The sequence below is a fragment of the Neorhizobium vignae genome (genome assembly GCF_000732195.1).
Lineage (GTDB): Bacteria > Pseudomonadota > Alphaproteobacteria > Rhizobiales > Rhizobiaceae > Neorhizobium > Neorhizobium vignae.
In genome coordinates, this window is the sequence record NZ_JNNU01000003.1 from 245,409 (window position 1) to 269,835 (window position 24,427).

The following is a 24,427-nucleotide window of genomic DNA, read 5'->3' on the forward strand; positions in this document are numbered from 1 at the left end:
AATCAGCCAGCGGCCAGAACGTCCCAGATGCGTTTGACGATCGGCCGCCGGTTTTCTTTTGAACGATAAAGCCGGATCTCAACATCGATATCCCAGTCAGGCCCAGCCGCCCTGACGAGCCGGCCATCGGCAAGTTCCGCGGTAATCAGGCTTTCCGGTATCCAGGCAAGCCCCCAGCCCGCCATGACCATGCCCTTCAGGCCGACCGACATGCTTCCGACATGGACACGGTTTTCCACCGGCAGCCGGTCCCTCATTGCGCCGGCGACGAGCTGACCGAAGAACGAGATTTTTTGATAGCTGACATGTGCGAAACCCGGCTCGATATGGTGTTGGTGCTGTCCATAGGCGTCGGGGGCGCTAACTGCGATGATCGTTTCTGCGCCCAGCTGATGATGTTCGAACTGCGGATCGAGCAGCATCGGCACATGCTGGTTCTGGTAGGTTAGCAGGAAATCTGAATCGCCGTCGACGAGCGAGTTCAGGTTCTCCTCCATGCTGCCGGAATCGGGCCGCATATGCGTAACGATTGGTCCGAGCTTCGCGTTGAGCTCGTTCAGCCAGTTCGGGAAGAAGGTGAAGGACAAAGTATGCAGCGCCGTTACGGTGACCGTGCGCGCGTCACTACCCTCTTCGTGCTGCAGATTTCGGCGGGCCTGATAGAGGCTTTGCAGGGTCTGTTCGGCGATCGGCACGAAGCGTTCGCCGGCATCGGTCAGACGCGACGGATAGGTGGCGCGATCGATCAGGCTGGTTCCGACCCAGGCTTCCAGCTGCCGGATCCTTCGGCTGAAGGCGGATTGGGTGACGTGGCGCTCTTCCGCCGCCTTGGTAAAGTTTAGCGTCTGGGCCAACGCCAGGAAATCTTCAAGCCATTTGACTTCCACCATAAGCTCCAACTGGAAACCGACCGCGGTTCTCCATTGGTCTGAATGATGGAAAAATGCAATCAGCCGGCGCGTCTATACTCGATCATTCTCGCACGAGCTAAGACGAGTTCGAGGCGATTTTCGGACAGGAGGTGAAGGCAGACACGCTTCGTCCACGGCCCATCCTTCAGCGTGAAGAGAAAACGGCCGCTGCCCAGCGCCATGAGCGGCATGCGATGACGCACCGGCCCAACGCCCATCACGACGACATCGCCGGTAATCTCGAAGAAAGCCCCTTCTTCGGAAAACCAGCGTCCAGAGAGCGAGGCCGGCACACCGCTATCGGCTGATGGCAGCAGGCGGCGCGCGGTATGGCCGATCTCGCCAACGATGGCGGATCCTTCCATCTTCAGGCGCATCGGCGACGAGTCCGAAAACGACGATACGAACTCGCCGTCATCCTGGTAAACTATATCGTCGGAATCGAGCCAGGTGACGGTCGAGCCCTTGACCTCGGCCCAGAAGGGACCGGTTTCTGAGACATAGATGCCGTCTGCGAGCGTGGGGGAAGGGACGGGCAGGGCAAGGCCCAAGAGAGCTGCCATGGCTTCCTGGGCAATCTTGTTGCCGTTCGTGTCTTCGCGGTTGGAGACGATGACGAAGCCGCTTTTGCTTTCGTGGTCGAGGAGGAAATAGGACTTGTAGCCCGGATGCGAGCCGCCATGGCCGGTAAACCTCCGGCCGCCGAGAAGCGTGTGGCGCAGGCCGAGGCCATAACCACTTTCACGGCCATCCTTCAGCGCACGCGGTGCGGCGAGGCGGTCGAGCATGCCGGCAAAGGGCGCATCGCCACGAAGCAGAAGGCGCAGCCAGTTGGCAAGGCTCATTGCGCTGCCGGTCATGCTGCCGGAGGCGGAGATATGCAGGCCGGCGGCGGACAACTGCCACTTGTCTCCGTCACGCCAGTAGCCGGGCACGAGGCCGTCGACGGCGTCGTTCCAGACCTCAGGGGCATCGAGGATCGCGCCGGAATCGGCACCCGCCTTGCGGATGAAATCGCGGAAGAACAATCCCTTGCGCTCGAGCGCGGTCTCAACGAGGCGGTAGCCGGTATTGGAATAGGAAATCTCCGTACCAGCCTCATAGTTCAGGCGCGTCTGGCGCGCGAGAAACTCCATCAGGGGGCCGGCCTTGGTTTCGGTATAGACTGACAGGCCGAGCAGCGACAGGCATTCGCGCGTATCGGGCAGGCCGCCGCTCATGTCGAGGGCGCGGCCGATCGTAACGCCTGCCAGCGGTTCCTGCAATTCGGGCAGATGCTGGCCGAGCGTGTCGTCGAGGGAGATTGCTTCCGGATGCGACAATATCATGGCGCAGAAGGCATGCTTGGTTACGGAGGCATAACGCACCACCGTCTCGGCCGAGAACGGGGCCATTGTGGAGAGACTTTCGACGCCGCCGACTTCCGCAAAGCGGATGCCATTGGCATCGAAGCCGATCACGGCGCCTCCAGGCTGGTCAGCGCCCCAACCGCCAGCGCACTTCCCGGCTGCTTCCTGTGCCGCCTCCCAATAGGCCGTGATCGACATTCTCTTCTCCACTGACTGCTCTTGAACCGGACCGGGTGGCCAGACCCTTCTAAAGGTCAGGCCGGTTCTTCGAGCTCCACGCTCAGGCTGCGCAATTCGCGGGTATGAGCATGATTGACATTGCCAAGTCTCAGATCCTCGGTGGTCACCTCTTCCACCATGTTGCCGTCGATCATCACGCCGACTTCGGTGCAAAGATGCGCGATGACGCTGAGATTGTGGCTGACCATCACATAGGTGAGGTTTCGCTCGGCCCGAAGATCGGCGAGAAGGTTGAGGATTTCCGCTTGCACCGACACGTCGAGCGCCGAAGTTGGCTCGTCGAGCAGCAGCACTTCCGGCTCGGCGATCAATGCGCGGGCAATCGCCACGCGCTGGCGCTGGCCGCCGGACAGCTGATGCGGATAGCGGAATCGCGCGCTGATAGGCAGGGCAACCGCCGACAGGACCTTGGCGATGCGATCGTCGATCTTGTTCATGCCATGTACGAGCGGCAGTTCCGACAGGATGCGGTCAATCGTCTGGCGCGGGTGCAGCGAACCATAGGGGTCCTGGAAGACCATCTGCACCTTGCGGAAGAAGGCCGGCGGGCGATGCAGCGGAGCGTCTTCACCGGAAAAGGCGATGCGGCCCGACCATTCGTTGTTGAGCCCGGCCATGGCGCGCAGCACGGTGGACTTGCCCGAGCCGCTTTCGCCGACGATGCCGAAACTGGCGCCCTTTGCGACATTGAAGGACACGCCTTTGACGACTTCGCGGTCACCGAAACTGATGCGCAGATTGTCGATCTCGATCGTCATTTCAGCCACTCCGGATCACGAGTCAGCACAGGCAGGCGCTCCTTGGGGTGGATCAGCGAGGGCATACAGTTCAGAAGCCCGCGCGTATAAGGATGCTGGGCGGAGAGAAGTTCGGACGCCTTCAGCTCCTCCACCACATGGCCGGCATACATGACGGCGACGCGGTCGCAGAAATGCGAGACCAGCGGAAGATCATGGCTGATCAGCAGAAGACCCATGCCGCGTTCCGACACCAGTTCCTCGATCAGGCGCAGGATTTCGGCCTGCACGGTCGCATCGAGCGCGCTGGTCGGTTCGTCGGCGATCAACAATTCCGGATCGGGTGCCAGCATCATTGCGATCATGACGCGCTGGCCCATGCCGCCCGAAACCTCGTGCGGATAGGAGGCCGCGACCTTTCTCGGATCGCGGATCTTCACCTGTTCCAGCAGCATGATTGCAGCTTCCAGCGACTGGCGCCTGCTGCCACCCTTGTGGGTGTGCCAGGATTCGGCGACCTGGCTGCCGATCGTCTTGACCGGGTTGAGTGAGTATTTCGGGTCCTGCAGAATGAAGCCGGCGCGCTTGCCGCGGATCGAGCGCATCTGCTTTTCAGAGGCAGCCAGGATGTCGATCCCGTCGAAGGCGAGCCTGTCGGCTTCGATGACCGTCTGCCTAGGCAGCAGCTTCATCAGGGCGCGGGCGGTGAGGCTCTTGCCCGAACCGCTTTCGCCAACGATGCCGAGCTTTTCCGTGCCGAGCGTCATCGAGACGCCCTTGACCGCCTGATGCAAGCCGGTACGCGACTGAAAACCGATCTTGAGATTGTTGATTTCGACCAGCACCCGTCAGTTCCCCTTCGGATCCAGAACATCGCGCAGCGCGTCGCCCAAGAAGTTGAAGGCGAGCGAAACGAGGAAGATGGCAATGCCGGGAATGGCCGCAACCCACCATTGTTCGAAGATGAAGCGTTTCGCGGTGGCGATCATCGCACCCCATTCCGGCGACGGAGGCTGGGCGCCCATGCCGAGGAAGCCGAGCGAGGCGGCGGTGATGATGATCGAGCTCATGTCGAGCGTGACACGAACGATCAGCGTCGGTACGCAGAGCGGCATGATATGCCGGAAGATGATGCGCCAGGAAGAGCCACCGGTGAGGCGATAGGCGGCGATGAAGTCGCTGCCGCGCACCGTCAGCGTTTCGGCGCGGGCCATGCGCGCGTAAGGCGGCCAGGCGGTGAGTGCGATGGCGAGGACGGCGCTTTCGACACCCGGCTTCAGCGCTGCCACGAAGGCGAGCGCCAGAACAAGGCGCGGGAAGGCCAGGAAGATGTCGGTGACGCGCATAAGGATCGTATCGACGATGCCGCCGAAATAGCCGGCGATGCAGCCGATGGCGAGCCCGATCGGCGCGACGAGCACGACGACGGCGATGACCATGCCAAGCGTGACGCGGCCGCCGTAAACCAGGCGCGAATAGATGTCGCGGCCGAGTTCGTCCGTGCCGAACCAGTGGGCGGCGCTCGGCGCGGTAAGGCGATTGCCGAGTTCCTGGGTGGCGGGATCATGCGTCGCCAGCAGCGGCGCGAACAGCGAGATTCCGATGAATACGAGAACGATGGTCAGGCCGATCATGCCGAGCGCGTTGCCGCGCAGGTTCAGCCAGATACGGTAGCGGTTGCCCCAGGCGGCCTGCTGGCGCGATGACGGACTTTCATCCAGCGCCCAGTTTCGGAAGGTGGCGATCATTATTTTACCCGTGGATCGAGGACGCGGTAGAGGATGTCCGCAATCAGATTGAGACCGACATAGATCAGGCCGATCAGAAGCGTGGTGCCTATGACCGGGTTCATGTCTGCATTCATCAGCGATACGGTCAGATACTGGCCGATGCCCGGCCACGAGAATACCGTCTCGGTGACGACGGCGCCTTCGAGAAGGCCGGCATAGGTCAGGGCGATGACGGTGACGAGCTGGACGGCAACGGTCGGGAAGGCATGGCCCCAGATGACTTTGGTCAGCGTAAGGCCCTTGGCGCGGGCGGTGATGACGAATTCGCCCTTCAGCGCATCGATCATGAAGGCGCGCGTCATGCGGGCGATATAGGCCATCGAGAAATAGGCAAGGATGATGACCGGCTGCGCCATATGCGCCAGTGCATCCCAGAAGGCGCCGAGATCGCCGGCGATCAGGGTGTCTATCGTCAGGATGCCGGTGACCGTGTCGATCATGCCGTCATAGATGATGTCCTGGCGGCCGGGGCCGGGCGCGATGTCGAGCGCCGAATAGAAGACCAGGAGCGAGATCAGCGACAGCATGAAGACCGGCACCGAATGGCCGGCAAGGCAGACGACGCGGATCGCCTGGTCGGTGAACGAGCCCTGGCGGACGGCGGCCCAGACGCCGAGCGGAATGCCGATCAGTGCAGCCAGCAAGAGGGCCGCGGTGGCAAGCTCAAACGTCGCCGGGAAGAAACGGACAATGTCCTGCGCCACCGGGTTCTTGGTCAGAACCGACATGCCGAAATCGCCGTGGGCGAGCTGGTAGAGATAATGCAGGAATTGCACCGGAATGGGCTGGTCGAGGCCCATCTCGGTGCGTGCGCGAAGAATGACGTCCTCGGGCGCATTGTCGCCGACGGCGGCAATCACCGGATCGACCGGCATGACCCGGCCGATGAGGAATGTCAGCACAGTCAAACCGAACAGCGTCAGGAGGACGCTGCTCAGTGTTGCTGCAAGGCTCTTGAAACGTCGGTTCACGCCTTGTTGGTCTCCAGGTAGGAATTGCCTTCCGAGAGAACGCCGAGCTGGAAACCAGTGACGTTCTTGCGGCAGGCCGCGGTCCTGGTGGTCTGGAACATCACCGCGAACGGGCTGTTTGCCATGAAGTCGCGCTGCAGCGTTTCATAGAGAGCCAGACGCTTGGCCGGATCCTTCTCGTCGCGGGCGGCTTCCGCCTTGGCGGTGAACTCGTCGCTCTTGAAGCTCGAGCGCCATGCGAAAGGCTTCTTCTTGGCGTCGTCCGAATTGTCCTTGTTGATGCAGAACACTTCGGCGTTCGAATTCGGATCAAAGTAGTCCGTGCCCCATGCCGACAGCGCCATTTCATGGCCGCGGGCGCGCATCTTGGTCAGGACCTGACGGTTTTCGGCCGACTGTAGCTTCACGCGGATGCCGATGGCGCCGAGATTGGCCTGGATCGCCTGGGCGAGGTCCGGATAGGGTTGTGCCGAATAGTGGTCGAGGGTGATGTCGAAACCGTCCTTCAGCCCGGCTTCGGCCATCAGCGCCTTGGCCTTTTCGAGATCCTGCTTATACGGCGTGTCGGTGACCGTGCCCGGGAAACCGGCCGGCTCCATGCTCTGGTGAACGGCGTGCGTCAGGGGCACGATGTTCTTTTGCATGCCTTCGTAATCGAGCGCCCACTTCACCGCCTGCCAGACCTGCGGCTTGGCAAGATTGGCATTGTTCTGGTTGAGCGAGATCAGCACCAGCGAGGCGATCTGCTTGCGTACCAAAACAATGCTGTCGTCCGACTGCAGAGCCTTCAGCTGTTCGGAGGTCAGGTCGCGGGCGATATCGACGTCGCCCTTCTGCAGCATCAGCATCTGGGACGAAGGATCGACGACGTGGCGGATGATGACGCGCTTCAGATTGCCCTTGTAGGGACCGTTTTCGTTGAGCACCAGGGTAATGCTTTCCGAAGCCTTCCAGGCCTGCAGCTTGAAGGAACCGGAGCCGGCGCTATTTTTCTGCAGCCAGGCATTGCCAAGGTCGCCATTCGTCTCATTGGCGAGAACCACCTTCTTTTCGACGATGGCGCCGATGTTTGCCGAGAGGCAGAACAGCAGGAAGGAAATCGCGGTCGGCTGTTCGGTCGTCAGCGTGACGGTCTTTGCGTCCTTGGCGACGATGCGGCTCTCGACGTTTTCGGCGGTGAAGCCGAACTGGTTGATGATGAAGGCCGGGCTCTTGTTCATCTTGATGGCGCGCTGCAGTGAAAACGCCACGTCTTCGCCGGTGACCGGTGCGCCGGACGAGAATTTGGCGTCGGCGAGCTTGAAGGTGAACACCTTGTTGTCGGCATCGGCTTCCCAGGAAGCGGCGACGACGGGGAGAACCTGGTCGGGATTGTCGCTGTTGGCACGCACCAGCTTCTGGTACATGTTGCTCATCACTTCGCCGCCGACTGCCTCAAAACCCTCATGCGGGTCAAGGCTGGTCATGTTGTCGAGCTGCTGGGCAACGACCAGAATATCCTTTGGCGTGGCAGCGAAGGCGGTGTCTGCCAGTTCGATATAGGACAGGAAGGGCAGGGCTGCGCCGCCGATCAGAAAATTGCGTCTGGATACCATTATTATATTCCCCTGGAACGACCGGACCTCCGGAATGCCGGAAGCCGGCAAGATTTTGCCGCAAAAAGATGCAGGCCTCTTATCAGGCGCGATTTCAGGCGACCAATTCCGTTTTTCGAATGGGCTATGCGCGGTTTGCATTTGCGGCCGCCGCGCCCGGAACTTAACGGTAAACGCAATTTCCAGGCTCCGGTAGGACATTTCAGAAAATGCTGAACAATTCGCTCCCGATCTTCGACGGCCATAACGACGTGCTGCTGCGCCTGAGGCGCGCTGGCGGCGAGGACCCGGTCAGGCGTTTTCTCGAAGGCGAGGAGGTCGGACATATCGACCTGCCGCGCGCAAGGGCCGGTGGCTTGGCCGGTGGCCTTTGCGCCATCTACGTGCCGTCGCCGAGCATGACCAAGGATGCCAATGGCGATTTCCCGACACCGGCGCAGCCGGAAGCGCTCAACGAAACGCTCGCCATGGCGCGGCTGCTGTTCGATATCGAGGCACGCTCGCAGGGTGCGGTGACGGTGTGCCGAACGGCCTCGGACATTCGCCAGTCGATCGACAAGGGCAGCTTCGCCGCCGTCTTCCATATCGAGGGCGCCGAAGCGATCGCCGCCGATCTCGATGCGCTTCACGTCCTTCATCAGGCCGGGCTTCGCACGCTGGGGCCGGTCTGGAGCCGGCCGAACATTTTTGCTTACGGTGTTCCCTTCCGTTACCCGTCCTCGCCGGATATCGGTCCGGGTCTGAGCGACGCGGGCAGGGACCTGATCCGCGCCTGCAACGAGCTGAAGATCATGGTCGACCTGTCGCACATGAACGAAGCCGGTTTCTGGGAGATCGCGAAAATCTCCACGGCGCCGTTGGTGGCGTCCCATTCGAACGTGCATGCGCTTTGCCCGCACAGCCGTAACCTGACTGACCGCCAGCTCGACGCGATCCGCGACACGGGCGGCCTGGCCGGCATCAATTTCGGTGTGCTGTTCCTGCGCGACGATGGCGCCCGGGACCCGAATACCAGCCTCGACCTGCTCGTCCGCCACGTCGCCTATATTGCCGAGCGCATCGGGATCGACCATGTGGCGCTCGGCTCGGATTTCGACGGTACGACCATTCCGACCGAGATGAAGGATGCCACTGGTCTGCCGAGCCTCGCCGAAGCACTTCGCCGCAACGGTTTCAACGATGCGGAAATGAAGAAGATCGCCTATGAGAACTGGGTCTCAGTACTGGAACGCAGCTGGGCGGTCTGACCATACCACGCAAGGTCCAAGTCCCACCACATCCTTCCAAGCATATTCATCGGCGCTGGTGCACAGATATGATTTCGACAGATTCCATCTATGTGGCTCTGTCAACGAAGCTGTCATATCGTTGCAATCAACCCCGATGGGCGCATGAAAGGCAGGCCGCTACCGAAACCGCGTTAACAGACGCTTGGCAGCCTTGGTGTCCCCGGCACGCAGACGTAGGTCAACGCATTCGGACAAGTTCTGATCGTTCGCCGTAACGTTATTGCGAGAGGTTGAGGCGAGGGGGAAGCGACGAAATAAAGTCGGTCAGCTGATCTCCCAAAAGCTGGACGTGGTCGCTTGCCGCCTTCTGGGCGGCGTCGGGATCGCCCGCATCGATCGAGTCCATGATCCTTACATGCTCGGCCAGCGTTCCCAGCATTCGCCCCGGCTGATAGGTAGCGCGCAACCTGTAGGCGCCGATCCGACGGCGGAGCTGGATCGTTTGTTCGGCGATGAAATGTGTATGCGCTGCCTCATAGAGCAGGTCGTGGAACTGCTGATTGATCTTGTAGAAGTTCACCGGATCGCCGGCTTCGTAGGCCTTGACCAGCTCCTCATGGACCGCGCGCATGGCGGCCCGCTCGGTCGGCGTCGCGCGGCGCGCTGCAAGCTTGGCGCATAGTCCCTCGAGAGAGGCCATGACGTCGAACATCTCGATGATCGCGGGTATCGACAGCAGGGCGACATGCGTGCCCTGTCGCCCACGCGTTTCGATGAGGCCGATGGCGAGCAGCGATTTGATCGCCTCGCGGACCGGCGTTCGCGAAAGCCCGAACCGGCGCGACAACTCCATCTCGTCCAGCCGCTCGCCGGGCGCCAGACGGCCGTCCAGGATCATCTCCTCGAGATGATCGCGCAACTCGTCCGATCGTGTCGCCTGGCGTGTCGCGACGACACTGGATATGCGAACCGCATCTTGGTTCAATTCGAATGCTCCTTTGCCGGCGTTGCTCGTGACCGGTCGGGCTTTGGTGGCGCGCATATACGTTTATTTCTCTGCTGCATTCAATATCATATAATCAGTATACCAAGCTGGCGATGCAACTTCTGATCTTGTCCACAATCATCGTCGGTGCCTCTATCATGGGAAAGTGGCCGGAATCGTAGGTGGCGATCGTGGTTTTGGCAAAACACGGCATGGGCTCGGGATGCGCCAGACGCGCCACGTAAGGTGAATTCAGCAGCATTTTTGGGCAGGTTACCAGCGGCCAGCGATCTTCGGCATTCCAGAAGAACAGGTCGTCCTTGATATCCAGCGCGAAGTCGCCCGGCGCCGCGGCCAGCATGCCCTCGGTGATCCGGGCTCGCATGGCCTCTTCGGTGGTCGGATGAACGATCATGTCGACCATGGCCCGCATCCGGCCCGGATAGTCGGCCTGGAAATCCTCGTGCCGACGCCGGATCTCGTCATCCGGCACACGTCCGTAATAGTCCCGGTCGGACAGCGTATCGAGACCGATCACCGCGGCCACTCTCTGCGGTGCGGCAATCGCCGTCTCCGTGGAGATGGGACCGCCCATGGAGTGGCCGACCAGGATGGCGCCCGAAATGTCGAGATGATCGAGGACATGCGCAACCGCTGCGCCCATGGCAGCGATTGTCTGGCCGCCTGCAGGCGGCGGCGCGGTGCCACCGAAACCGGGATGTGAAAGTACAAGCACCCGGAAATTGCGGGCCAGTTCGGGCCCGATGATATCCCAGTGATCGGCACTGCCGCACCAGCCATGGATCAGCACCAGCCAATCTCCTGCGGCGCCGAGCGTACGATAGCCGATCTGGCCGCCTAAAGGTGCGTCCAGCAGATGAAGATCGCTCATCCGCTCAGCCCTTTATGCCGCTGGTGGCCATGCCTTGCGTGAAGTACTTCTGCAGGACCAGGAAGAGCAGGATGAGCGGCACCGTGGCGACCGTCGCTCCGGCAAATGTCTCGCCCCAGTTCGGCAGCTGCGTCGGCGAACCCTGCTGGGCGATCGCCACCTGGATGATCTGTCGTGCCGGATCCTGGACGATGACCAGAGGCCACAGGAAGCTGTTCCAGCAGAACAGGAATGTGATGAGCCCAAGCGTCACCATCGGAACTTTGACGTTCGGCAGGACGATGGAAAAGAAGATGCGCACATGTCCGGCACCGTCGATGCGTGCCGCATCCTCCAGCTCGGCGGGCAGTTCCTCGAAGGCCTGTTTCAGCAGAAAGAGACCGAAGGGGCTGGCGATCCAGGGGATCATGATCCCGACCAGCGTGTTGGAAAGGCCGAGCCCGGAAACCACCTGGTAGAGGGGCACCATCATCGCTTCGATCGGCAGAAGGAAGGTCAGAAGGATCAGCATGAAGACGACGTTGGCGCCAGGAAACTTGATGCGGGTCAACGCATAGGCGGCCATCGAGCACAGCAGCAGCGTGAACACTACTTGACCGATCGCGACGATCGCCGTGTTCAACAGGGCTCTCAGGATATTCGTGCGCTCGAACAGCGACACGTAGTTTTCGATCGTCGCGCCGACCGGCACGAAGGCGCGCCAGGAGAGCGGCGTCACGTCGCCAAACACGGTGAACTGGTTCTTGAGCGATGATGCTACGACCCAGGCATAGGGCGCCAGGAAACAGGCGATGATCAACAGGATGATCACGAGAGTGAGCGCGCTGCGGCGGATGCGGGTCGTTGCCATGTCAGTAGTTCCAACGGGATCGCAGGAGAGCCATCTGGACCATCGAGATGGCTAGGACGACGAGCAGCAGCACGACCGAGAGCGCCGAGGCATAACCGGCCTGCTGCATGATGAAGGCGGTATTGTAGATATGGTAGACGATCAGGTTCGTCGCCTCCTGCGGTCCGCCCTGGGTCATCAGGAAGGCGGGCGCGAAGGCTTGCAGCGAAAACACAGTCATGATCACCACGACGAACAGCGTGGTCCGCGACAGGAGCGGTATGGTGATGTTCCACAGCACCTGCCACCGCGTGGCGCCATCGATGCGGGCCGCCTCGCCCAGTTCGGAAGGCACGCCCTGGAGGCCGGCCAGAAACAGGATCGCCCCGAACCCGACCTGTTGCCACAGCGTCATGGCGATCAGCGACGGCAGGGCCTGCTGGGTGCTGGTCAGAAACGGTTGCCGGGCGATGCCGACGATATCCAGCGCGCCGTTGATCAATCCGTTTGACGGGTCGAGCAGGAACGACCACATCGTCGCGATCACCACCGAGGACGTGACGACCGGCAGCATGATCATGGTGCGCACCAGGCCGCGCGCCGGAAGTTTCGAATTGAGGAAGAGGGCAAGCGCGAAGGCGATCGGGATGACGAAAACCACCACCCCGAAAGCGAAGAGGAAGGTGATGCCGAAACTTCTGCGGGCATCGTCATATTCGATCATGTCGGCGAAGTTGCGCAGGCCGACAAATTTCTCCGCTGCCGGGTTGAGCAGCGAATAGTCGTAGAAGCTGTTTCGCGCCATCACCAGCAGAGGAACGTACTGGAAGATCAACAGCAGCAGCATGAAAGGCGCGAGAAAGCCGACAGCGACCAGACGCTCCTGCTTTTGCCGCCGGGTGGCGGCCTTGCGCGGCCGGGTCTTTGCGCCCGCCGAAACGGTAAGGGTTTGTTCGCCTCTCGACATTCTCGCGTCCATTGTCATTATCGGTCGAGGATACGCTGAACCTTCTTTTCAGCGTCCGCCATCAGTTCTGCCGGATTGCCGCCGAAGGCAACACCACGAAGAGCCTCGCTGACGATCTTGTCATACTGGGCGAATTTCGGGCCCGGCGGGCGCGGCTGACCCCAGGACTGAAGCTGGTCGACGAAGACCTTCATCGGATACTTGTTGTAGATGTCGAACCGGGAGAACAGGCTCTTCAATGTCGGCAGATTGCCGCGCTGGCTGACGTTCATATAGGCATATTCGCCCCATGACATATCGACCACGAACTTTGCGGCGATCTCGGGATGCTTGGAGCGGGCGGTCGCACCGAACGTGGTCGAGCCCGTATGCACGACAGGCGTCTTGAAATACGGCAGCGGCGTGATACCCCATTCGATCTTCGGGTCCTTGATCAGCGCGTTGCCGGCGGCTGGGGTATCGATGTAGAAGCAGGCCTTGGCATCGAAGAAGGCATTCGGAATGCCGACCTTTGGCGCAACGCCTTCAGCATTGAACATCGACTGGTAGAATTTCAGCGCTTCGACGGCTTCCGGCGTATTGAGATAACCTTCAGCCGTCTTGCCGTCCGGCGCGAACGCCCAAAAGGTCTTGTAGGCGCTGGTGGTCGGGGCTGCCTTCGGGTCACCGGCGGAGCGCTGGTAGGTCAGGTCCTGATAGACGAGACCCGGCTGGCCGTTGCCGAAGCGGGTCGGGCCTAGGCCCCAGACCGCGGCGGCACCTGCCGGACCCTGCTGGCACTTCTTGAAGGCTTCGAGCGCCTGGGGCCATGTCCATGCCTCGGCAAGCGTCTGCGGCGGCTTTACGCCTGCGGCTTCGACCAGCTTCTTGTTGTAGTACATGGCAACGGTGGTCTGCTCGATGCCCGGCGAATAGACCTCGCCATTGTAGCTGTGCTCGGCCTTGGTGGCCGGCAGGATATCGTCATCCCAGCCCTTCGGCAGGTATTTGGTGATCGGCAGCAGGATGCCGGCGGCCGCGTAGGACTGGGTGTTCGGGCCGTCGTAGACGATGATATCAGGCGGGTTGGAGCTGGCTGCCTGGACCGAAATCGTGTCCGCGAGCTGCGGGAAGGGGACTTCATTGACTTCGAACTTGACGCAAGGGTTTTCCTTTTGCCAGGCTTCCATCGGCTTCGGATACGGATAGTTGCCGGGCGTGCGCAGGATGCGTAGCGTCACGGTTTCGCCGGTGCAGGCAGCCGCGGTTTGCGCCTGAGCCCCGGTGGCATTCAGCGCCGTGGCGCCGAGCAGACTGGCAAAAACGATAGCATAGATCTTCATCAGCCGTTCTCCTTCTGGTGTTTTATCCGATAGCAATTTCAGATGGCGCCGCCGGTATCGGGGTCGAAAAGCGACATGCGGTCATACGTGATGCGGAGCGGCTGCTGGCTACCCTCGGGGTGGGCATGCTGCGGCGCAAGCATGGCCGCGCAGGGCACGCCGGCAAGGGTGAAGTGAACCAGCGTGGTGGGTCCGAGCAGTTCAGCCATATCGACGGGAACCGAAAGATCCGGCTTGCCGTCGCCGGCCAGGAAGTGTTCCGGCCTCAGGCCCACTTCGACAGTCTTTCCCACATACGGAAGGAGAGCATCGCGCCGGTCGGCTGGCGACGGCAGGGTGGCACTGTTGAGTCTCAGCACCGGCGCGCCGCCGTCCAGGGCGACCTGCGCGGGGAGGAAGTTCATCGAGGGGCTGCCGATGAACCCGGCTACGAAGCGGGTGGCGGGACGTTCATAGAGTTCCTGCGGCGTGCCCTGCTGCTCGATCTTACCGTTGTTCAGCACCACGACGCGATCGGCGAGCGTCATCGCCTCGACCTGGTCGTGGGTCACGTAAACGGTTGTCGCCTTCAGGCGCTTGTGCAGCCGGCGGATTTCCGTGCGCATCTGTCCGCGCAGCTTGGCGTCCAGGTTGGAAAGCGGTTCGTCGAATAGGAAGACCGCCGGATCGCGAACCATGGCGCGCCCCATGGCAACACGCTGCCGCTGGCCGCCGGAAAGCTGCTTCGGCCGCCGGTTCAGCAGTGCGGAGATCTCGAGCAGCTTGGCGGCTTCCTCGACCTTGCGGCGAATTTCCGCCTTGTCCACTTTGGCGAGTCGCAGGCCGAAACTCATGTTCTGGGCGACGGTCATATGCGGATAGAGCGCGTAGTTCTGGAAAACCATGGCGATGTCGCGCTCGCGCGGATCGAGCTCGTCGACCCGGCGCTCGCCGATCCAGATCTCGCCGCTGCTGACCTCTTCCAGGCCGGCAATCATGCGCAGCGTTGTGGACTTGCCGCAGCCCGAGGGGCCGACCAGCACCACGAATTCACCGCTGCGAATATGCAGGTCAAGTCCATCGATCGTGGTTGCCGAAGCACTCCCGTAGGTCTTGCCCACCTTTTTAAGCTGAACGTCTGCCATGCCGGCTGTAAGGCCTTTTCCATTGAAATTCCGAGACCCGCTGATCCCGCTATCCAGACATTAGGGATGAAAAATGTATTCTCGCAAGAGATAAATGTATACGTCGATGATTTATTTGGCTAACCGCTTTTCCTGCTCATTTTTTGGGCCTAATGCCTGATGTGTTTGCTTATATATGAAGCAAATTAGAATAATAACGGCGGTTACTCCGTTTATCTGGCAGAAAATTTCAAGTTCGTTTAAAAATCCTATGGACAGTCAGCGTAAATGGCGTATGCAAAAAAGACAAATATGTATTCATCACAGGAGACGTAGGGTGGAACTCAATCTTGCCGGCAAAACGGCCCTCATCACCGGAGCATCTCAGGGCATCGGCTACGCGATCGCCAAGGTTCTGGCTGCTGAAGGATGCCACCTCCACCTTGCCGCCCGCAACGGCGCCGCCATGCAGGACCTGAAGAAGGAGCTCGCCCAATACCCGGTGAACATCACCGTGCACGAGGCGGATCTGAGTACGACCGAAGCCATGGTCGCACTCGATAAGGCCTGTGGAGATTATGATATCCTGATGAACAACGCGGGTGACATCCCCGCGGGTTCGATCGAGGACGTCACCGACGAAGCCATCCGCCGCGGTTTCGATCTCAAGGTCTTTGGCTATATTACCCTTTCGCGCGAATTCTGGAAACGCCGCAAGGGCCGCGACGGCGTCATCATCAACGTCATCGGCAATTCCGGCGAAAACTGGGATGCTGCTTATTTTGCCGGCTCGACCGGTAACGCAGCGCTGATGAGCTTCACCAAGGCACTCGGCGGCCGCAGCCTCGATCAGGGTATCCGCGTCATCGGCGTCAATCCCGGGCCGGTCGATACCGCGCGCATGTTCAAGATCATGAAGCGCAAGGCGATCGACATGCTCGGTGATGAGAGCCGTTGGAAGGAACTCTACGACAAGTATCCGGGCAAGCGCCCGGCCACGGCCGAAGAAGTCGCCGATCTCTGCGCCTTCCTCGCCTCGCCCAAGGCCGGCTACATCACCGGCACGGTCGTCACCATCGACGGCGGCATCGCCGCGCGTGGTTCGGTGATCTGACGATCATGAGCGACGCCCGTATTCGAAACCGCTATTTCGACGACCTGTTCTCGACGCCGGATCTGGCGTGGATGGGACAGAACACCAATCACATCCCCGCGCATCCCGCCGTGCGCGAAGCAATGATCCGCTCCATCGAAGCCTGCGAATTCAACGCCTACGCGCCGCCGATGGGCTTCGAGGCGCTGCGAGCAGGGATCGTCGCCGATCTCGGCGTCCTGTCCGCAGAAGCGCTGGTGACGGAAGGCGGCGTCAATGCGCTGGCAATGATCTGTAAAGCGCGCGCCAGGCCCGGCACGACGCTGGTGACCACGGACCCGACCTGGAAATGGCCGTGCATGTTTGCCGAACAGGCCGGTGCCGAGGTCATCCAGATCCCGATCTACGATCCGGCGACCAAATACAAACTGCACCCGGATGCCCTGCGGGCCGCCGTCGATGACCGTTGCGCGATCATCTATATCGTCGATCCCAACAATCCGCTCGGCATCCGTTACGACCGCGAGGAAATCGAGGCTTTCACAGAGATCGCCCGGTCGGTCGGCGCGTTGATGATCCACGATTGCACCTACAGGGATTTCGCAGACGGCCACACGCCGGTTCTGCAGGTCGCTCCGGAAGGCACCGTCGTTTCGCTGAGCTTCTCCAAATGGCTGGGGCTCGCCGGCATGCGCATCGGCGCCCTCGTTGCGTCACCCGCGCTGGTCGATGAGTTTTCGTCCGCCTCGACCTCCGTGCTCGGGGCATCTGTCGTCGCCCAGCGCGCCGCGATGGCCGGGCTTTCGGTCAAAACCGAATGGATGAAGGACGTCCGGACTATCGACAGGGCGAACAAGGCGATGATCGTCGCGGCCGCGGAAGCTGCCGGCATCATAGTGCCGGTCCAGCCGTCGCACGGCAATTTCCTCGTGCTGGAAACGGCGTCCACCGGCGTTTCGCCCGAAGCGATCGTCGAGGCGGCCCGCCGCGAGGGCGTGATGATCCGCCAGGGGCGCTACCACACGGCGCGTTTCGGCGACCGGTTCATCAAGGTCTCGACCTCGGTGCCATCAGCCTGGGCCGAACGCTTCTGCGAAGGGCTGCCCGGCTATATCGCGACCGCGCGCACACTGAACGACGTGCCGGCTCTCTTCTAGGGGCCGGTCCAGGAACCAAGCATATTACAGGAGAGACCGGTTCATGTTCGTGACCAGCAAGGATGGCATCAAGCTCTATTGTGAAACGGCAGGCGAGACCGGAACGCCGATCCTGTTCATCCACGAGTTCGGCGGCAATTACGACGCCTGGGAACCGCAGATGAGCTTCTTTCCCCGGCGCAACCGCTGCATCACCTATGCGGCCCGCGGTTATGCTCCGTCCGATATCCCGGCGGATGTCGAACGATATTCGCAGGCGCTGGCGGCAGAAGATGCCCTGGCCGTGCTCGATGGTCTCGGCATCGAGAAGGCGCATATCGTCGGCCTGTCGATGGGCGGCTTCGCGACGCTGCATTTCGGCCTGCGCTTCCCTGAGCGGGCGCTATCGCTGACGGTCGCCGGAGCCGGTTACGGCACGGAGCGCGCCACCGCCGATTATTTCCGCAATACGTCGCTGAAGGTCGCCGATAATTTCGAGAAGGATCCGGTCGGTTTCTCCAAGATCTATTCGCTCGGCGCAAGCCGCGTGCAGTTCCAGAACAAGGACCCGCGCGGCTGGGCTGCCTTTGCGGAGCGGCTGTCGCGGCACTCTGCCGTTGGCGCGGCCAACACCATGCGCGGCGTACAGTGCCGCCGGCCATCTTTCTGGGACCTGGAAGACGAACTGAAGAAGATGTTGGTTCCGACCCTGATCATGTCGGGTGACGAGGACGATCATTGCCTCCAGCCGAGCATTTTCCTGAAAAAGACGCTTCCCGCCAGCGGCCTCGCGATCCTGCCGAAGACCGGCCATACGCTCAATCTCGAGGAGCCCGCCCTGTTCAACACGCTGGTATCCGATTTTCTCGCCCAGGTGGAAGCGGGCGCCTGGAAAGTGCGCGATCCGCGCGCCGATCCGGGACAGGTGATGCGGACGGAATAGCGCAATGACCGGCGTGGTCTCGATATCCCCGGAGCGGCTGTGGTCGCGGCTCATGGAACTCGGCAGGGATGGCGCCCTGCCCGAGAAGGGTGTCAACCGCCAGGCCCTGTCGGCCGAGGAAATTCTTAGCTGGCGCCGCATCATCGCATGGAGCGCCGAGGTAGGCTTGAAACCCTCCACGGACGCGGCCGGAAACCTTTTTCTGACACTAAACGGCAAGTTTCCCCACCTGTCGCCCGTCGTCGCTGGCAGTCATGTCGACAGTCAGCCGACGGGCGGTCTTTTTGATGGGGCATTCGGCACACTGGCGGCGCTCGAAGCTGTAACGGCTATAGCCGAGGCGGGCATGATACCGGAGCGGCCCCTCACGGTTGTCGCATGGATGAACGAAGAGGGCAGCCGATTTGCGCCCGGAATGATGGGGTCCGAGCTTTTCGCCGGCAGGCGAACGATGGATGAGGTCATGGCGGTCAAGGACGCCGCCGGCATTTCCGTCGCCGAGGCGCTGGCTGCCGTGCATGCCGCCTTTCCGGATATGGAGCATCGGCCGCTCGGGTTTCCCATCCACGCCTATATAGAACCGCATATCGAGCAGGCGGATGTGCTCGAACGCGCCGGTGCGGTGATCGGCGTGGTTTCCGGCATTCAGGGCAAGAAGACCTACGAGATCATCATATCCGGACGCGAAGCGCATGCCGGCACCGAGCCGATGGAGCGCCGCCAGGACGCGTTGCAGGCGTTTGCGCGCATGGCGTTGCGCATGCAGCAAGAGATGGCGGTCGATGAGGTGGTGAAATTCACTATCGGCCGGCTGGAAATCCAGCCCAACGCGCCATCGGTCGTGCCCTCCAGCGCAGTCTTCCGCATCGACCTCCGGCATCCGGACAATGCCGTGCTCGACCGGCTCGGCCTGCGCCTGGAGGCGATCGTTACCGAAGAGGCGCATCCCTGCAGCTTTCATATCAAACGCTTGGTCGATGCTCCCTCGAACACGTTTGACGAGGGGCTTCGGGCAGCGATACGCCATTCCGCCGGCCGTCATGGCTATTCCGCCCTCGATTTGCTTTCGGCGGCAGGGCATGATGCCCGGCAGATGGCGCCGATTGCTCCGAGTGCGATGATCTTTATCCCCTGTCGCGCTGGCCTCAGTCATCATCCAGACGAATGGGCGGAACCGGAACACGTTGCGGCCGGCGCTGCCGTTCTTCTCGATCTGCTCCTGGAGCAGACAGGTCTTTCACAGGAATATGGAGACGCATCATGAGCACCGTCAACGACATGGCCGAAATGCCAGTTCAGCTGCCTCGCAATCCAGCCAATGCTGCGGAGGCGCGGGGCCGCTATTTCAACTCCGGCAATGCCTTCAACATCAAGCTTCCGCCGGTGCCGGGCAGGATCTTCACCGCCGAACCGACCAGCGCCTTCGCGCTCGAAAAGACCGGTTTCATCAACTGCGATCTGTCCGCCGAAATGCAGTGCCCTTTTCCGGCGACGACTCCGTTGATGCTGGCCCGCTATGCGGTGGTCAAGTCCGGCGAAGTTCTGGATACGACGCTCATCAATACCGCGTCGATCTGGTACGTCATCAAGGGTAAGGCCACTCTCGTCGTAGGTGACGAAAAGGCTGTATTGGGCAAGGCAGATGTCTTCCTTCTTCCCGGCGGCGTGCCCTCTGCCATCACGGCGAGCGAGGACAGTATCTTCTGGCTGGTGGGCAATGATCCGCAGCTGATGTTCGACGCGTCGGAGCCGATCATCGGTGACAACGCGGCCGTCAGCTTCGTGCATTACCCGGCAGGCGAGATCAGCCATCAGCTAGACGTTGTCTATGGGACCAACGCCAATGCAAGCACATCCGGCCACGCACTGATCTTTTCGGCCGAAAAGACGCAAGCAAGCCGCAACATCGCAACGACGATGACCCTGTCGCTGAACACGCTGAAGCCGCGCAGTTTCCAGCCGCCGCACAAGCACAATTCCGCCGCGATCACGCTGGTGGTCAACGGCGATCCGGCTTATTCGATGGTGGCGGATGCCAAATGCGCGTGGTCGCCATGGGCGACGCTGGTGACACCTCCGGCCGCCAAGCATAGCCACCACAATGATGGTGATACCCGGGCCGAATTCCTGATCGTCCAGGACGGCGGTTTCCACTACCATGCCCGCACGATGGGTTTCGAGTTCTACTGATATGCGGCTGATCATAGACACGGATACGGCGGGCGACGACACCTATTCGCTCCTGCTCGCCATGCGCACGCCCGGCTCGACATTGGAGGCGGTGACGATCTGCGTCGGCAACGTGCCCTTCGACCAGCAGGTTGAAAACGCTTTGGCGACCATCGAGGCGGCGGGTTTCTCGGGAAAGGTGCCGGTCTATCTCGGTGCCCGCCGCCCCATGGTGAAGCCCTGGGAAGCATCCACCATGCACGGCAACGACGGAATGAGCGGCGCTAACCTGCCGATCGCCCGTCAGCGGCCGGAAACCATGCATGCGGTCGATGCCATCATCGAACGGGTGATGGCAGAGCCCGGCGAGATCGATATCCTGGCCCAGGCGCCGCTCACCAATATCGCGCTGGCGGTCATGAAGGAGCCGCGGATCGCCAAGGCGGCGCGCCACCTCTGGATCATGGGGGGCACCGACAACGCGGTCGGCAATATCACGCCCTGCGCCGAATACAATTTCTTCATCGATCCGGAAGCCGCACGTATCGTCTTCGAGGCGGGTTTCGATATCACGCTGTCCACCTGGACGTTGACCATGCGTTCCGGGCTTTTGGAGGGCGATCAGCTGGACGAGATCTTCGCGATGCAGACGCCTCTTTCGGAATTCTACCGCAAGGTTTCCGCGGTGCCGCGCGAGACTGCGGAAGTGCGCTACGGTCGGCCGGTCAGCACCCATCCGGATTCGCTGACCTGTGCGTGTGCTCTAAACCCGGATCTGATCGAATCCTCGCGTGAGGCCGTAGTGCGCATCGAGACTGCGGGTGAAATCACCCGTGGTTTCTCTGCCATCCACCCGCCGAAGCTCGGCACCCGCTGGCCGGAATACAAGGTCAACGCCCGTATCATCGAAAAGGCGTCGACAGGCGGCTTTCTTAAGATGATGAAGCAGGCATTCGCCGAAAACTGAAGACTTGCGGTTTCGGCGGGCGTGATCCCGCCGATCCGTTTCGATGTTGTCGCGTGGCTCAGGCCGCCGGCGCCAGTGCGCCATCGAGTCTGTCGGCATCGGCAGCCGTGGCATCCGATCGGATGGTAACGACGGGCGGCATGTCCTTGCCGACTTTCCTGAAGCAGACCGCCATGGCATCCAGCCAGACGCCTTGCTGCGGCAGGTCTTCCACAGCGGCGATCACCACGTCATAGCCGTTCTTGCGGTAATCGATCAGGTCGCCTACGGAAACCTCGATCAGCGCTTCGCAGCTTTCCGGTTTTGCCACATGCGGCGGCATCTTCATGACGCCCCAGCCGCGCTCCACCAGTGCATCCATGAAGCTGCTCGGCGGTGCTTTCTGTCTGCCGTAAAGTGCCGAACCGGGATTGACGACGAAATCGGCGATGACCGCAATGCGGCGGCTTCTCAGGTCTTCCCGGATCACGCGGCGTTCTCCTTGCCTTCGGTCAGAAACGCGTCGAGTTCGACCATCGCCTTCTGGAGATCGAAATCCTGTGCATCCATCGCCACGCCGGTCGCGCGGGGAAATGCAAGACCGCGTTCCTCGAACTCGCATTTCAGCTCTTCCATCCAGATGCCCATGCCGGGTCGGCGATCGCTCCCCCCGTGGACGGCGCCCTCCGGTCTGCCACCCCAGGATGCCTTGGTGCTGGTGAGACGGACGCCACTTGACGGACTGCCGTCCAGGCCGACGATAACGACGTCGTAGCCGGCATCCTGATGCATCATCACGAGATCCACCACGCTTTTTGCCAGGTTGCGGCAGTGGCGCCGGTAACCCGGTGTGTCGTACTGTTCTCGGGATGCCCACCACCTGACGACACCCATATGGCTCATCTCCGGGCAGGGGAGTTGTTGCAGCTCAAAGCCGTTTTTGACCAGCCGCTCGACCAGCGGAGAAAAAACGCCTGCGCATTTCGCGAACTCACTGACCTTGGCATTCTGGTTCATGAGACAGTGCGCCACATAGGCTACTCGTCTTGGTTCGTCCTGCATCACTTGCGTCCCTCAATGTCTTGATCTGCCCTGTAACGACTAGAATGGGCCGCCGGCTCTCGCGGCATGTCGACTGGGTTACGATGCAATCGCCATGCCACTATCCCCCGCGCCGCGCTGTTTCCGGTACCTTGAATGCTTTGCTGGAACGGCCTCCCGGCAAAATGCCGCATTAGCGATCATTCTGCGTCCAAAATATGCGTTTTATGTATGCATATTTTTGATTACTGGATATTTTATCCGCGATTTGTCTTGTGGCGGCGCCGTGACAATCTGATCCAGTTCGAAAAATCCCTAGATCGGCCCCATTTTTTATAAATTTGGAAAGTTAGCGTATTTGGCATGAGGCTTGCTTGCATCCTGAATGGTAATAATTGCATGCAAGGAGACGCCTTCTCGATGACCGACATGTCGATTGCCTGGAGTGAGGACTACGCATGCGGGCTGAATTCGGGAGCGCGGGGTCTCGCGGGCCTGTTGAGGCCGGTAAAGGCCGAAGCCCTTGCAGCACCCGCCGCGGAACCGGCCTGGACCGCATCGGGTGACAGGCCTCTCATCGAACTCCGTAAGGTGTCCAAGAGTTTTGGCCCTGTCATTGCGCTGGATAACCTGGAGGCAACCATCCTTCCGGGTGAGCTGGTGACGGTTGTCGGCCCTTCCGGCTGCGGCAAGAGTACGCTGTTCAACATCCTCGCGGGCCTCGAAGAGCCGGATCCGGGCAATATCCTGCGTTTCCGCGGCAAGAGTTCTGCGGCCTCCGAACTGCTCGGACAGGTTTCCTTCATGCCGCAAAGGGACCTGTTGCTGCCATGGCGAAACGTCATCGACAACGCCATCCTGGCGCTGGAGATCGAAGGCATGCCGCGGGCGCAGGCCCGGGCGGAAGCGCTGAAGATGTTGCCGGAATTCGGGCTTTCCGGATTTGAGGCGCAATATCCCAATCAGCTTTCGGGCGGCATGCGCCAGCGCGTGGCTCTGATGCGCACGTTTCTCTTCAAGCGCGATCTCATGCTGCTCGATGAACCGTTCGGCGCGCTGGACGCACTGACACGGACGATGATGCAGCGCTGGCTGCTCGACGTTTGGCAGAAACACCGGCGCACCGTGCTCTTCATCACCCACGACGTCGATGAGGCGATTTTCCTCGGCGACCGCGTGTTGGTCATGACGGCCCGGCCGGGCAAGGTGAAACTTGAACAGAAGATCGACCTGCCGCGCCCCCGCAAGGCCGACATCGTCACGTCGCCCGAATTCGTCGGGCTGAAGAAGACACTCCTCGACGCCATCGAGGAGGAAAGCATGAAGTCGTTCATGACTTCGGGACATTAGAACAAAAGAGGAAACACGATGGCCAGTGAATATGCCGAACGTCCCGCCCACATTTCCGAAGCCGAGTGGAAGGCGCGCGTCGATCTCGCCGCCTGCTACCGCATGGTCGCACGGCTGGGCCTGGACGACCTGATCTACAACCACATCTCCATGCGCGTGCCGGGGCACGACGACCAGTTCCTTCTCAACCCCTATGGCTTCCTGTTCGGCGAGATTACCGCTTCGAGCCTGGTACGCATCGATATCGACGGCAACAAGCTTGACGACACGCCCTATACGATCAACAAGGCCGCCTTCGTCATTCATGGCGCCATCCACAAGGCCGTGCACGATGCGGTCTGCGTTCTGCACACCCATTCCGATGCCAGTACCGCTATCTCCTGCCAGAAGGACGGGTTGCTGCCGCTGACGCAGTTTGCGATGCGTTTCTATCAGCGCCAGGCCTTCCACGATTACGAAGGTGTGGCGATCGACATGGACGAACAGGCCCGCCTCATCGCAGACATGGGCGACAGCCGGGTCATGCTGATGCGCAACCACGGCATCATGACACTCGGCCGCACGCCGGGCGAGGCCTTCATGCTGCTTTATTACTTCGAGCGCGCCGCGCGCATCCAACTCGACCTGCAGGCTTCGGGTGCCGAGTTGCTGACCCCGTCGCATGAGGTCTGCGAAAAGGCGGCGCGCCAGTTCTGGGAGAACAAGGGTGACATCCTGATTGCGGGAGAACGGGAATGGCCCGCCTTCCTTCGCCAGCTCGAACGGGAAGGATCGGATTATCGCCGGTAAGTCGCGAAAAAACGACTGACACAACCATAACCAACCAAAA

General features: G+C 61.1%; 24 protein-coding genes. 9 read left to right on the forward strand and 15 right to left on the reverse strand.

Going from position 1 to position 24,427, the window contains the following annotated elements; all coding sequences use genetic code 11:
* Nucleotides 1-2: 2 nt before the first annotated feature.
* The 7 genes from GQ59_RS05800 to GQ59_RS05830 all read right to left on the reverse strand — a co-directional run bounded on the left by GQ59_RS05800 (nucleotide 3) and on the right by GQ59_RS05830 (nucleotide 7,593).
* The gene (locus GQ59_RS05800) at nucleotides 3-887 is read right to left on the reverse strand and encodes a LysR family transcriptional regulator (protein ID WP_037079169.1); all 885 of its coding nucleotides are present in this window, start codon (nucleotides 885-887) and stop codon (nucleotides 3-5) included.
* 62 nt (nucleotides 888-949) lie between these two features.
* The gene (locus GQ59_RS05805) at nucleotides 950-2,458 is read right to left on the reverse strand and encodes a serine hydrolase domain-containing protein (protein WP_037078696.1); all 1,509 of its coding nucleotides are present in this window, start codon (nucleotides 2,456-2,458) and stop codon (nucleotides 950-952) included.
* 56 nt (nucleotides 2,459-2,514) lie between these two features.
* The gene (locus GQ59_RS05810) at nucleotides 2,515-3,258 is read right to left on the reverse strand and encodes an ABC transporter ATP-binding protein (RefSeq protein ID WP_037078698.1); all 744 of its coding nucleotides are present in this window, start codon (nucleotides 3,256-3,258) and stop codon (nucleotides 2,515-2,517) included.
* On the reverse strand, nucleotides 3,255-4,082 hold the full coding sequence (locus GQ59_RS05815; protein ID WP_037078700.1) for an ABC transporter ATP-binding protein: 828 nt from the start codon (nucleotides 4,080-4,082) through the stop codon (nucleotides 3,255-3,257). Before GQ59_RS05815 ends, GQ59_RS05810 begins: the two co-directional genes overlap by 4 nt.
* Nucleotides 4,083-4,085: 3 nt before the next feature.
* Nucleotides 4,086-4,988 (reverse strand): nickel transporter permease, encoded by a 903-nt coding sequence (nikC, locus tag GQ59_RS05820; protein ID WP_152564261.1) that lies wholly within the window; start codon nucleotides 4,986-4,988, stop codon nucleotides 4,086-4,088.
* The gene (locus GQ59_RS05825) at nucleotides 4,985-5,998 is read right to left on the reverse strand and encodes an ABC transporter permease (protein ID WP_037078706.1); all 1,014 of its coding nucleotides are present in this window, start codon (nucleotides 5,996-5,998) and stop codon (nucleotides 4,985-4,987) included. Before GQ59_RS05825 ends, nikC begins: the two co-directional genes overlap by 4 nt.
* Entirely contained in the window at nucleotides 5,995-7,593 is a 1,599-nt protein-coding gene (locus tag GQ59_RS05830) for an ABC transporter substrate-binding protein (RefSeq protein WP_037078709.1), read from the reverse strand. The genes GQ59_RS05825 and GQ59_RS05830 overlap by 4 nt, the downstream gene beginning before the upstream one ends.
* 209 nt (nucleotides 7,594-7,802) lie before the next feature.
* Here GQ59_RS05830 and GQ59_RS05835 point away from each other — a divergent pair, with 209 nt between their 5' ends.
* Nucleotides 7,803-8,840 (forward strand): dipeptidase, encoded by a 1,038-nt coding sequence (locus tag GQ59_RS05835; RefSeq protein ID WP_037078711.1) that lies wholly within the window; start codon nucleotides 7,803-7,805, stop codon nucleotides 8,838-8,840.
* Between the two features lie 259 nt (nucleotides 8,841-9,099).
* Here GQ59_RS05835 and GQ59_RS05840 read toward each other — a convergent pair whose 3' ends face one another.
* The 6 genes from GQ59_RS05840 to GQ59_RS05865 all read right to left on the reverse strand — a co-directional run bounded on the left by GQ59_RS05840 (nucleotide 9,100) and on the right by GQ59_RS05865 (nucleotide 14,941).
* Nucleotides 9,100-9,807: a GntR family transcriptional regulator gene (locus GQ59_RS05840; RefSeq protein ID WP_244447912.1), complete on the reverse strand. Its 708-nt coding sequence runs from the start codon at nucleotides 9,805-9,807 to the stop codon at nucleotides 9,100-9,102.
* A 94-nt stretch (nucleotides 9,808-9,901) separates the two neighbouring features.
* Nucleotides 9,902-10,699, reverse strand: a complete 798-nt coding sequence (locus GQ59_RS30505; RefSeq protein WP_051903812.1) for an alpha/beta fold hydrolase — start codon at nucleotides 10,697-10,699, stop codon at nucleotides 9,902-9,904.
* 4 nt (nucleotides 10,700-10,703) lie between these two features.
* Nucleotides 10,704-11,549: a carbohydrate ABC transporter permease gene (locus tag GQ59_RS05850; protein ID WP_037078717.1), complete on the reverse strand. Its 846-nt coding sequence runs from the start codon at nucleotides 11,547-11,549 to the stop codon at nucleotides 10,704-10,706.
* Nucleotide 11,550: 1 nt separating this feature from the next.
* On the reverse strand, nucleotides 11,551-12,495 hold the full coding sequence (locus GQ59_RS05855; RefSeq protein ID WP_162183285.1) for a carbohydrate ABC transporter permease: 945 nt from the start codon (nucleotides 12,493-12,495) through the stop codon (nucleotides 11,551-11,553).
* Between the two features lie 17 nt (nucleotides 12,496-12,512).
* Nucleotides 12,513-13,817 (reverse strand): extracellular solute-binding protein, encoded by a 1,305-nt coding sequence (locus GQ59_RS05860; RefSeq protein WP_037078720.1) that lies wholly within the window; start codon nucleotides 13,815-13,817, stop codon nucleotides 12,513-12,515.
* 38 nt (nucleotides 13,818-13,855) lie between these two features.
* Nucleotides 13,856-14,941, reverse strand: coding sequence for an ABC transporter ATP-binding protein (locus GQ59_RS05865; protein ID WP_037078723.1), 1,086 nt, complete (start codon nucleotides 14,939-14,941; stop codon nucleotides 13,856-13,858).
* Nucleotides 14,942-15,257: 316 nt separating this feature from the next.
* Here GQ59_RS05865 and GQ59_RS05870 point away from each other — a divergent pair, with 316 nt between their 5' ends.
* The 6 genes from GQ59_RS05870 to GQ59_RS05895 are packed head-to-tail and all read left to right on the forward strand — an operon-like array spanning nucleotide 15,258 to nucleotide 21,228.
* Nucleotides 15,258-16,034 (forward strand): SDR family oxidoreductase, encoded by a 777-nt coding sequence (locus GQ59_RS05870; protein ID WP_037078725.1) that lies wholly within the window; start codon nucleotides 15,258-15,260, stop codon nucleotides 16,032-16,034.
* A gap of 5 nt (nucleotides 16,035-16,039) precedes the next feature.
* A complete protein-coding gene (locus GQ59_RS05875) occupies nucleotides 16,040-17,170 on the forward strand; it encodes a pyridoxal phosphate-dependent aminotransferase (protein WP_037078727.1) in 1,131 nt (376 codons plus the stop codon).
* Between the two features lie 43 nt (nucleotides 17,171-17,213).
* Nucleotides 17,214-18,092, forward strand: a complete 879-nt coding sequence (locus GQ59_RS05880) for an alpha/beta fold hydrolase (protein WP_037078729.1) — start codon at nucleotides 17,214-17,216, stop codon at nucleotides 18,090-18,092.
* 4 nt (nucleotides 18,093-18,096) lie between these two features.
* Nucleotides 18,097-19,356 carry a hydantoinase/carbamoylase family amidase gene (locus GQ59_RS05885; RefSeq protein WP_037078731.1) on the forward strand — a complete coding sequence of 420 codons (1,260 nt, stop codon included), beginning with the start codon at nucleotides 18,097-18,099 and terminating at the stop codon, nucleotides 19,354-19,356.
* A complete protein-coding gene (locus GQ59_RS05890; RefSeq protein ID WP_037078733.1) occupies nucleotides 19,353-20,282 on the forward strand; it encodes a cupin domain-containing protein in 930 nt (309 codons plus the stop codon). The genes GQ59_RS05885 and GQ59_RS05890 overlap by 4 nt, the downstream gene beginning before the upstream one ends.
* 1 nt (nucleotide 20,283) lies before the next feature.
* A complete protein-coding gene (locus GQ59_RS05895; RefSeq protein WP_037078736.1) occupies nucleotides 20,284-21,228 on the forward strand; it encodes a nucleoside hydrolase in 945 nt (314 codons plus the stop codon).
* 58 nt (nucleotides 21,229-21,286) lie between these two features.
* On the opposite strand, the gene GQ59_RS05900 is transcribed toward GQ59_RS05895, so the two are convergent.
* Together GQ59_RS05900 and GQ59_RS05905 are read right to left on the reverse strand one after the other, a co-directional pair.
* On the reverse strand, nucleotides 21,287-21,697 hold the full coding sequence (locus tag GQ59_RS05900) for a hypothetical protein (protein WP_037078739.1): 411 nt from the start codon (nucleotides 21,695-21,697) through the stop codon (nucleotides 21,287-21,289).
* On the reverse strand, nucleotides 21,694-22,269 hold the full coding sequence (locus GQ59_RS05905) for a DUF523 domain-containing protein (RefSeq protein WP_152564245.1): 576 nt from the start codon (nucleotides 22,267-22,269) through the stop codon (nucleotides 21,694-21,696). Before GQ59_RS05905 ends, GQ59_RS05900 begins: the two co-directional genes overlap by 4 nt.
* Nucleotides 22,270-22,668: 399 nt before the next feature.
* Here GQ59_RS05905 and GQ59_RS05910 point away from each other — a divergent pair, with 399 nt between their 5' ends.
* Together GQ59_RS05910 and GQ59_RS05915 are read left to right on the forward strand one after the other, a co-directional pair.
* A complete protein-coding gene (locus GQ59_RS05910; RefSeq protein ID WP_084683061.1) occupies nucleotides 22,669-23,598 on the forward strand; it encodes an ABC transporter ATP-binding protein in 930 nt (309 codons plus the stop codon).
* An 18-nt stretch (nucleotides 23,599-23,616) separates the two neighbouring features.
* Nucleotides 23,617-24,387 carry a class II aldolase/adducin family protein gene (locus GQ59_RS05915; RefSeq protein ID WP_037078741.1) on the forward strand — a complete coding sequence of 257 codons (771 nt, stop codon included), beginning with the start codon at nucleotides 23,617-23,619 and terminating at the stop codon, nucleotides 24,385-24,387.
* Nucleotides 24,388-24,427 lie beyond the last annotated feature (40 nt).

Bases quoted from the DNA above. Each gene is read 5' to 3' on its own strand.
- GQ59_RS05805 (WP_037078696.1), bottom strand. From the start codon at position 2,458: ATGTCGATCACGGCCTATTGGGAGGCGGCACAGGAAGCAGCCGGGAAG.
- GQ59_RS05810 (WP_037078698.1), bottom strand. From the start codon at position 3,258: ATGACGATCGAGATCGACAATCTGCGCATCAGTTTCGGTGACCGCGAA.
- GQ59_RS05830 (WP_037078709.1), bottom strand. From the start codon at position 7,593: ATGGTATCCAGACGCAATTTTCTGATCGGCGGCGCAGCCCTGCCCTTC.
- GQ59_RS05835 (WP_037078711.1), top strand. From the start codon at position 7,803: ATGCTGAACAATTCGCTCCCGATCTTCGACGGCCATAACGACGTGCTG.
- GQ59_RS30505 (WP_051903812.1), bottom strand. From the start codon at position 10,699: ATGAGCGATCTTCATCTGCTGGACGCACCTTTAGGCGGCCAGATCGGC.
- GQ59_RS05850 (WP_037078717.1), bottom strand. From the start codon at position 11,549: ATGGCAACGACCCGCATCCGCCGCAGCGCGCTCACTCTCGTGATCATC.
- GQ59_RS05855 (WP_162183285.1), bottom strand. From the start codon at position 12,495: ATGTCGAGAGGCGAACAAACCCTTACCGTTTCGGCGGGCGCAAAGACC.
- GQ59_RS05860 (WP_037078720.1), bottom strand. From the start codon at position 13,817: ATGAAGATCTATGCTATCGTTTTTGCCAGTCTGCTCGGCGCCACGGCG.
- GQ59_RS05865 (WP_037078723.1), bottom strand. From the start codon at position 14,941: ATGGCAGACGTTCAGCTTAAAAAGGTGGGCAAGACCTACGGGAGTGCT.
- GQ59_RS05875 (WP_037078727.1), top strand. From the start codon at position 16,040: ATGAGCGACGCCCGTATTCGAAACCGCTATTTCGACGACCTGTTCTCG.
- GQ59_RS05880 (WP_037078729.1), top strand. From the start codon at position 17,214: ATGTTCGTGACCAGCAAGGATGGCATCAAGCTCTATTGTGAAACGGCA.
- GQ59_RS05885 (WP_037078731.1), top strand. From the start codon at position 18,097: ATGACCGGCGTGGTCTCGATATCCCCGGAGCGGCTGTGGTCGCGGCTC.
- GQ59_RS05890 (WP_037078733.1), top strand. From the start codon at position 19,353: ATGAGCACCGTCAACGACATGGCCGAAATGCCAGTTCAGCTGCCTCGC.
- GQ59_RS05895 (WP_037078736.1), top strand. From the start codon at position 20,284: ATGCGGCTGATCATAGACACGGATACGGCGGGCGACGACACCTATTCG.
- GQ59_RS05905 (WP_152564245.1), bottom strand. From the start codon at position 22,269: ATGCAGGACGAACCAAGACGAGTAGCCTATGTGGCGCACTGTCTCATG.
- GQ59_RS05910 (WP_084683061.1), top strand. From the start codon at position 22,669: ATGACCGACATGTCGATTGCCTGGAGTGAGGACTACGCATGCGGGCTG.
- GQ59_RS05915 (WP_037078741.1), top strand. From the start codon at position 23,617: ATGGCCAGTGAATATGCCGAACGTCCCGCCCACATTTCCGAAGCCGAG.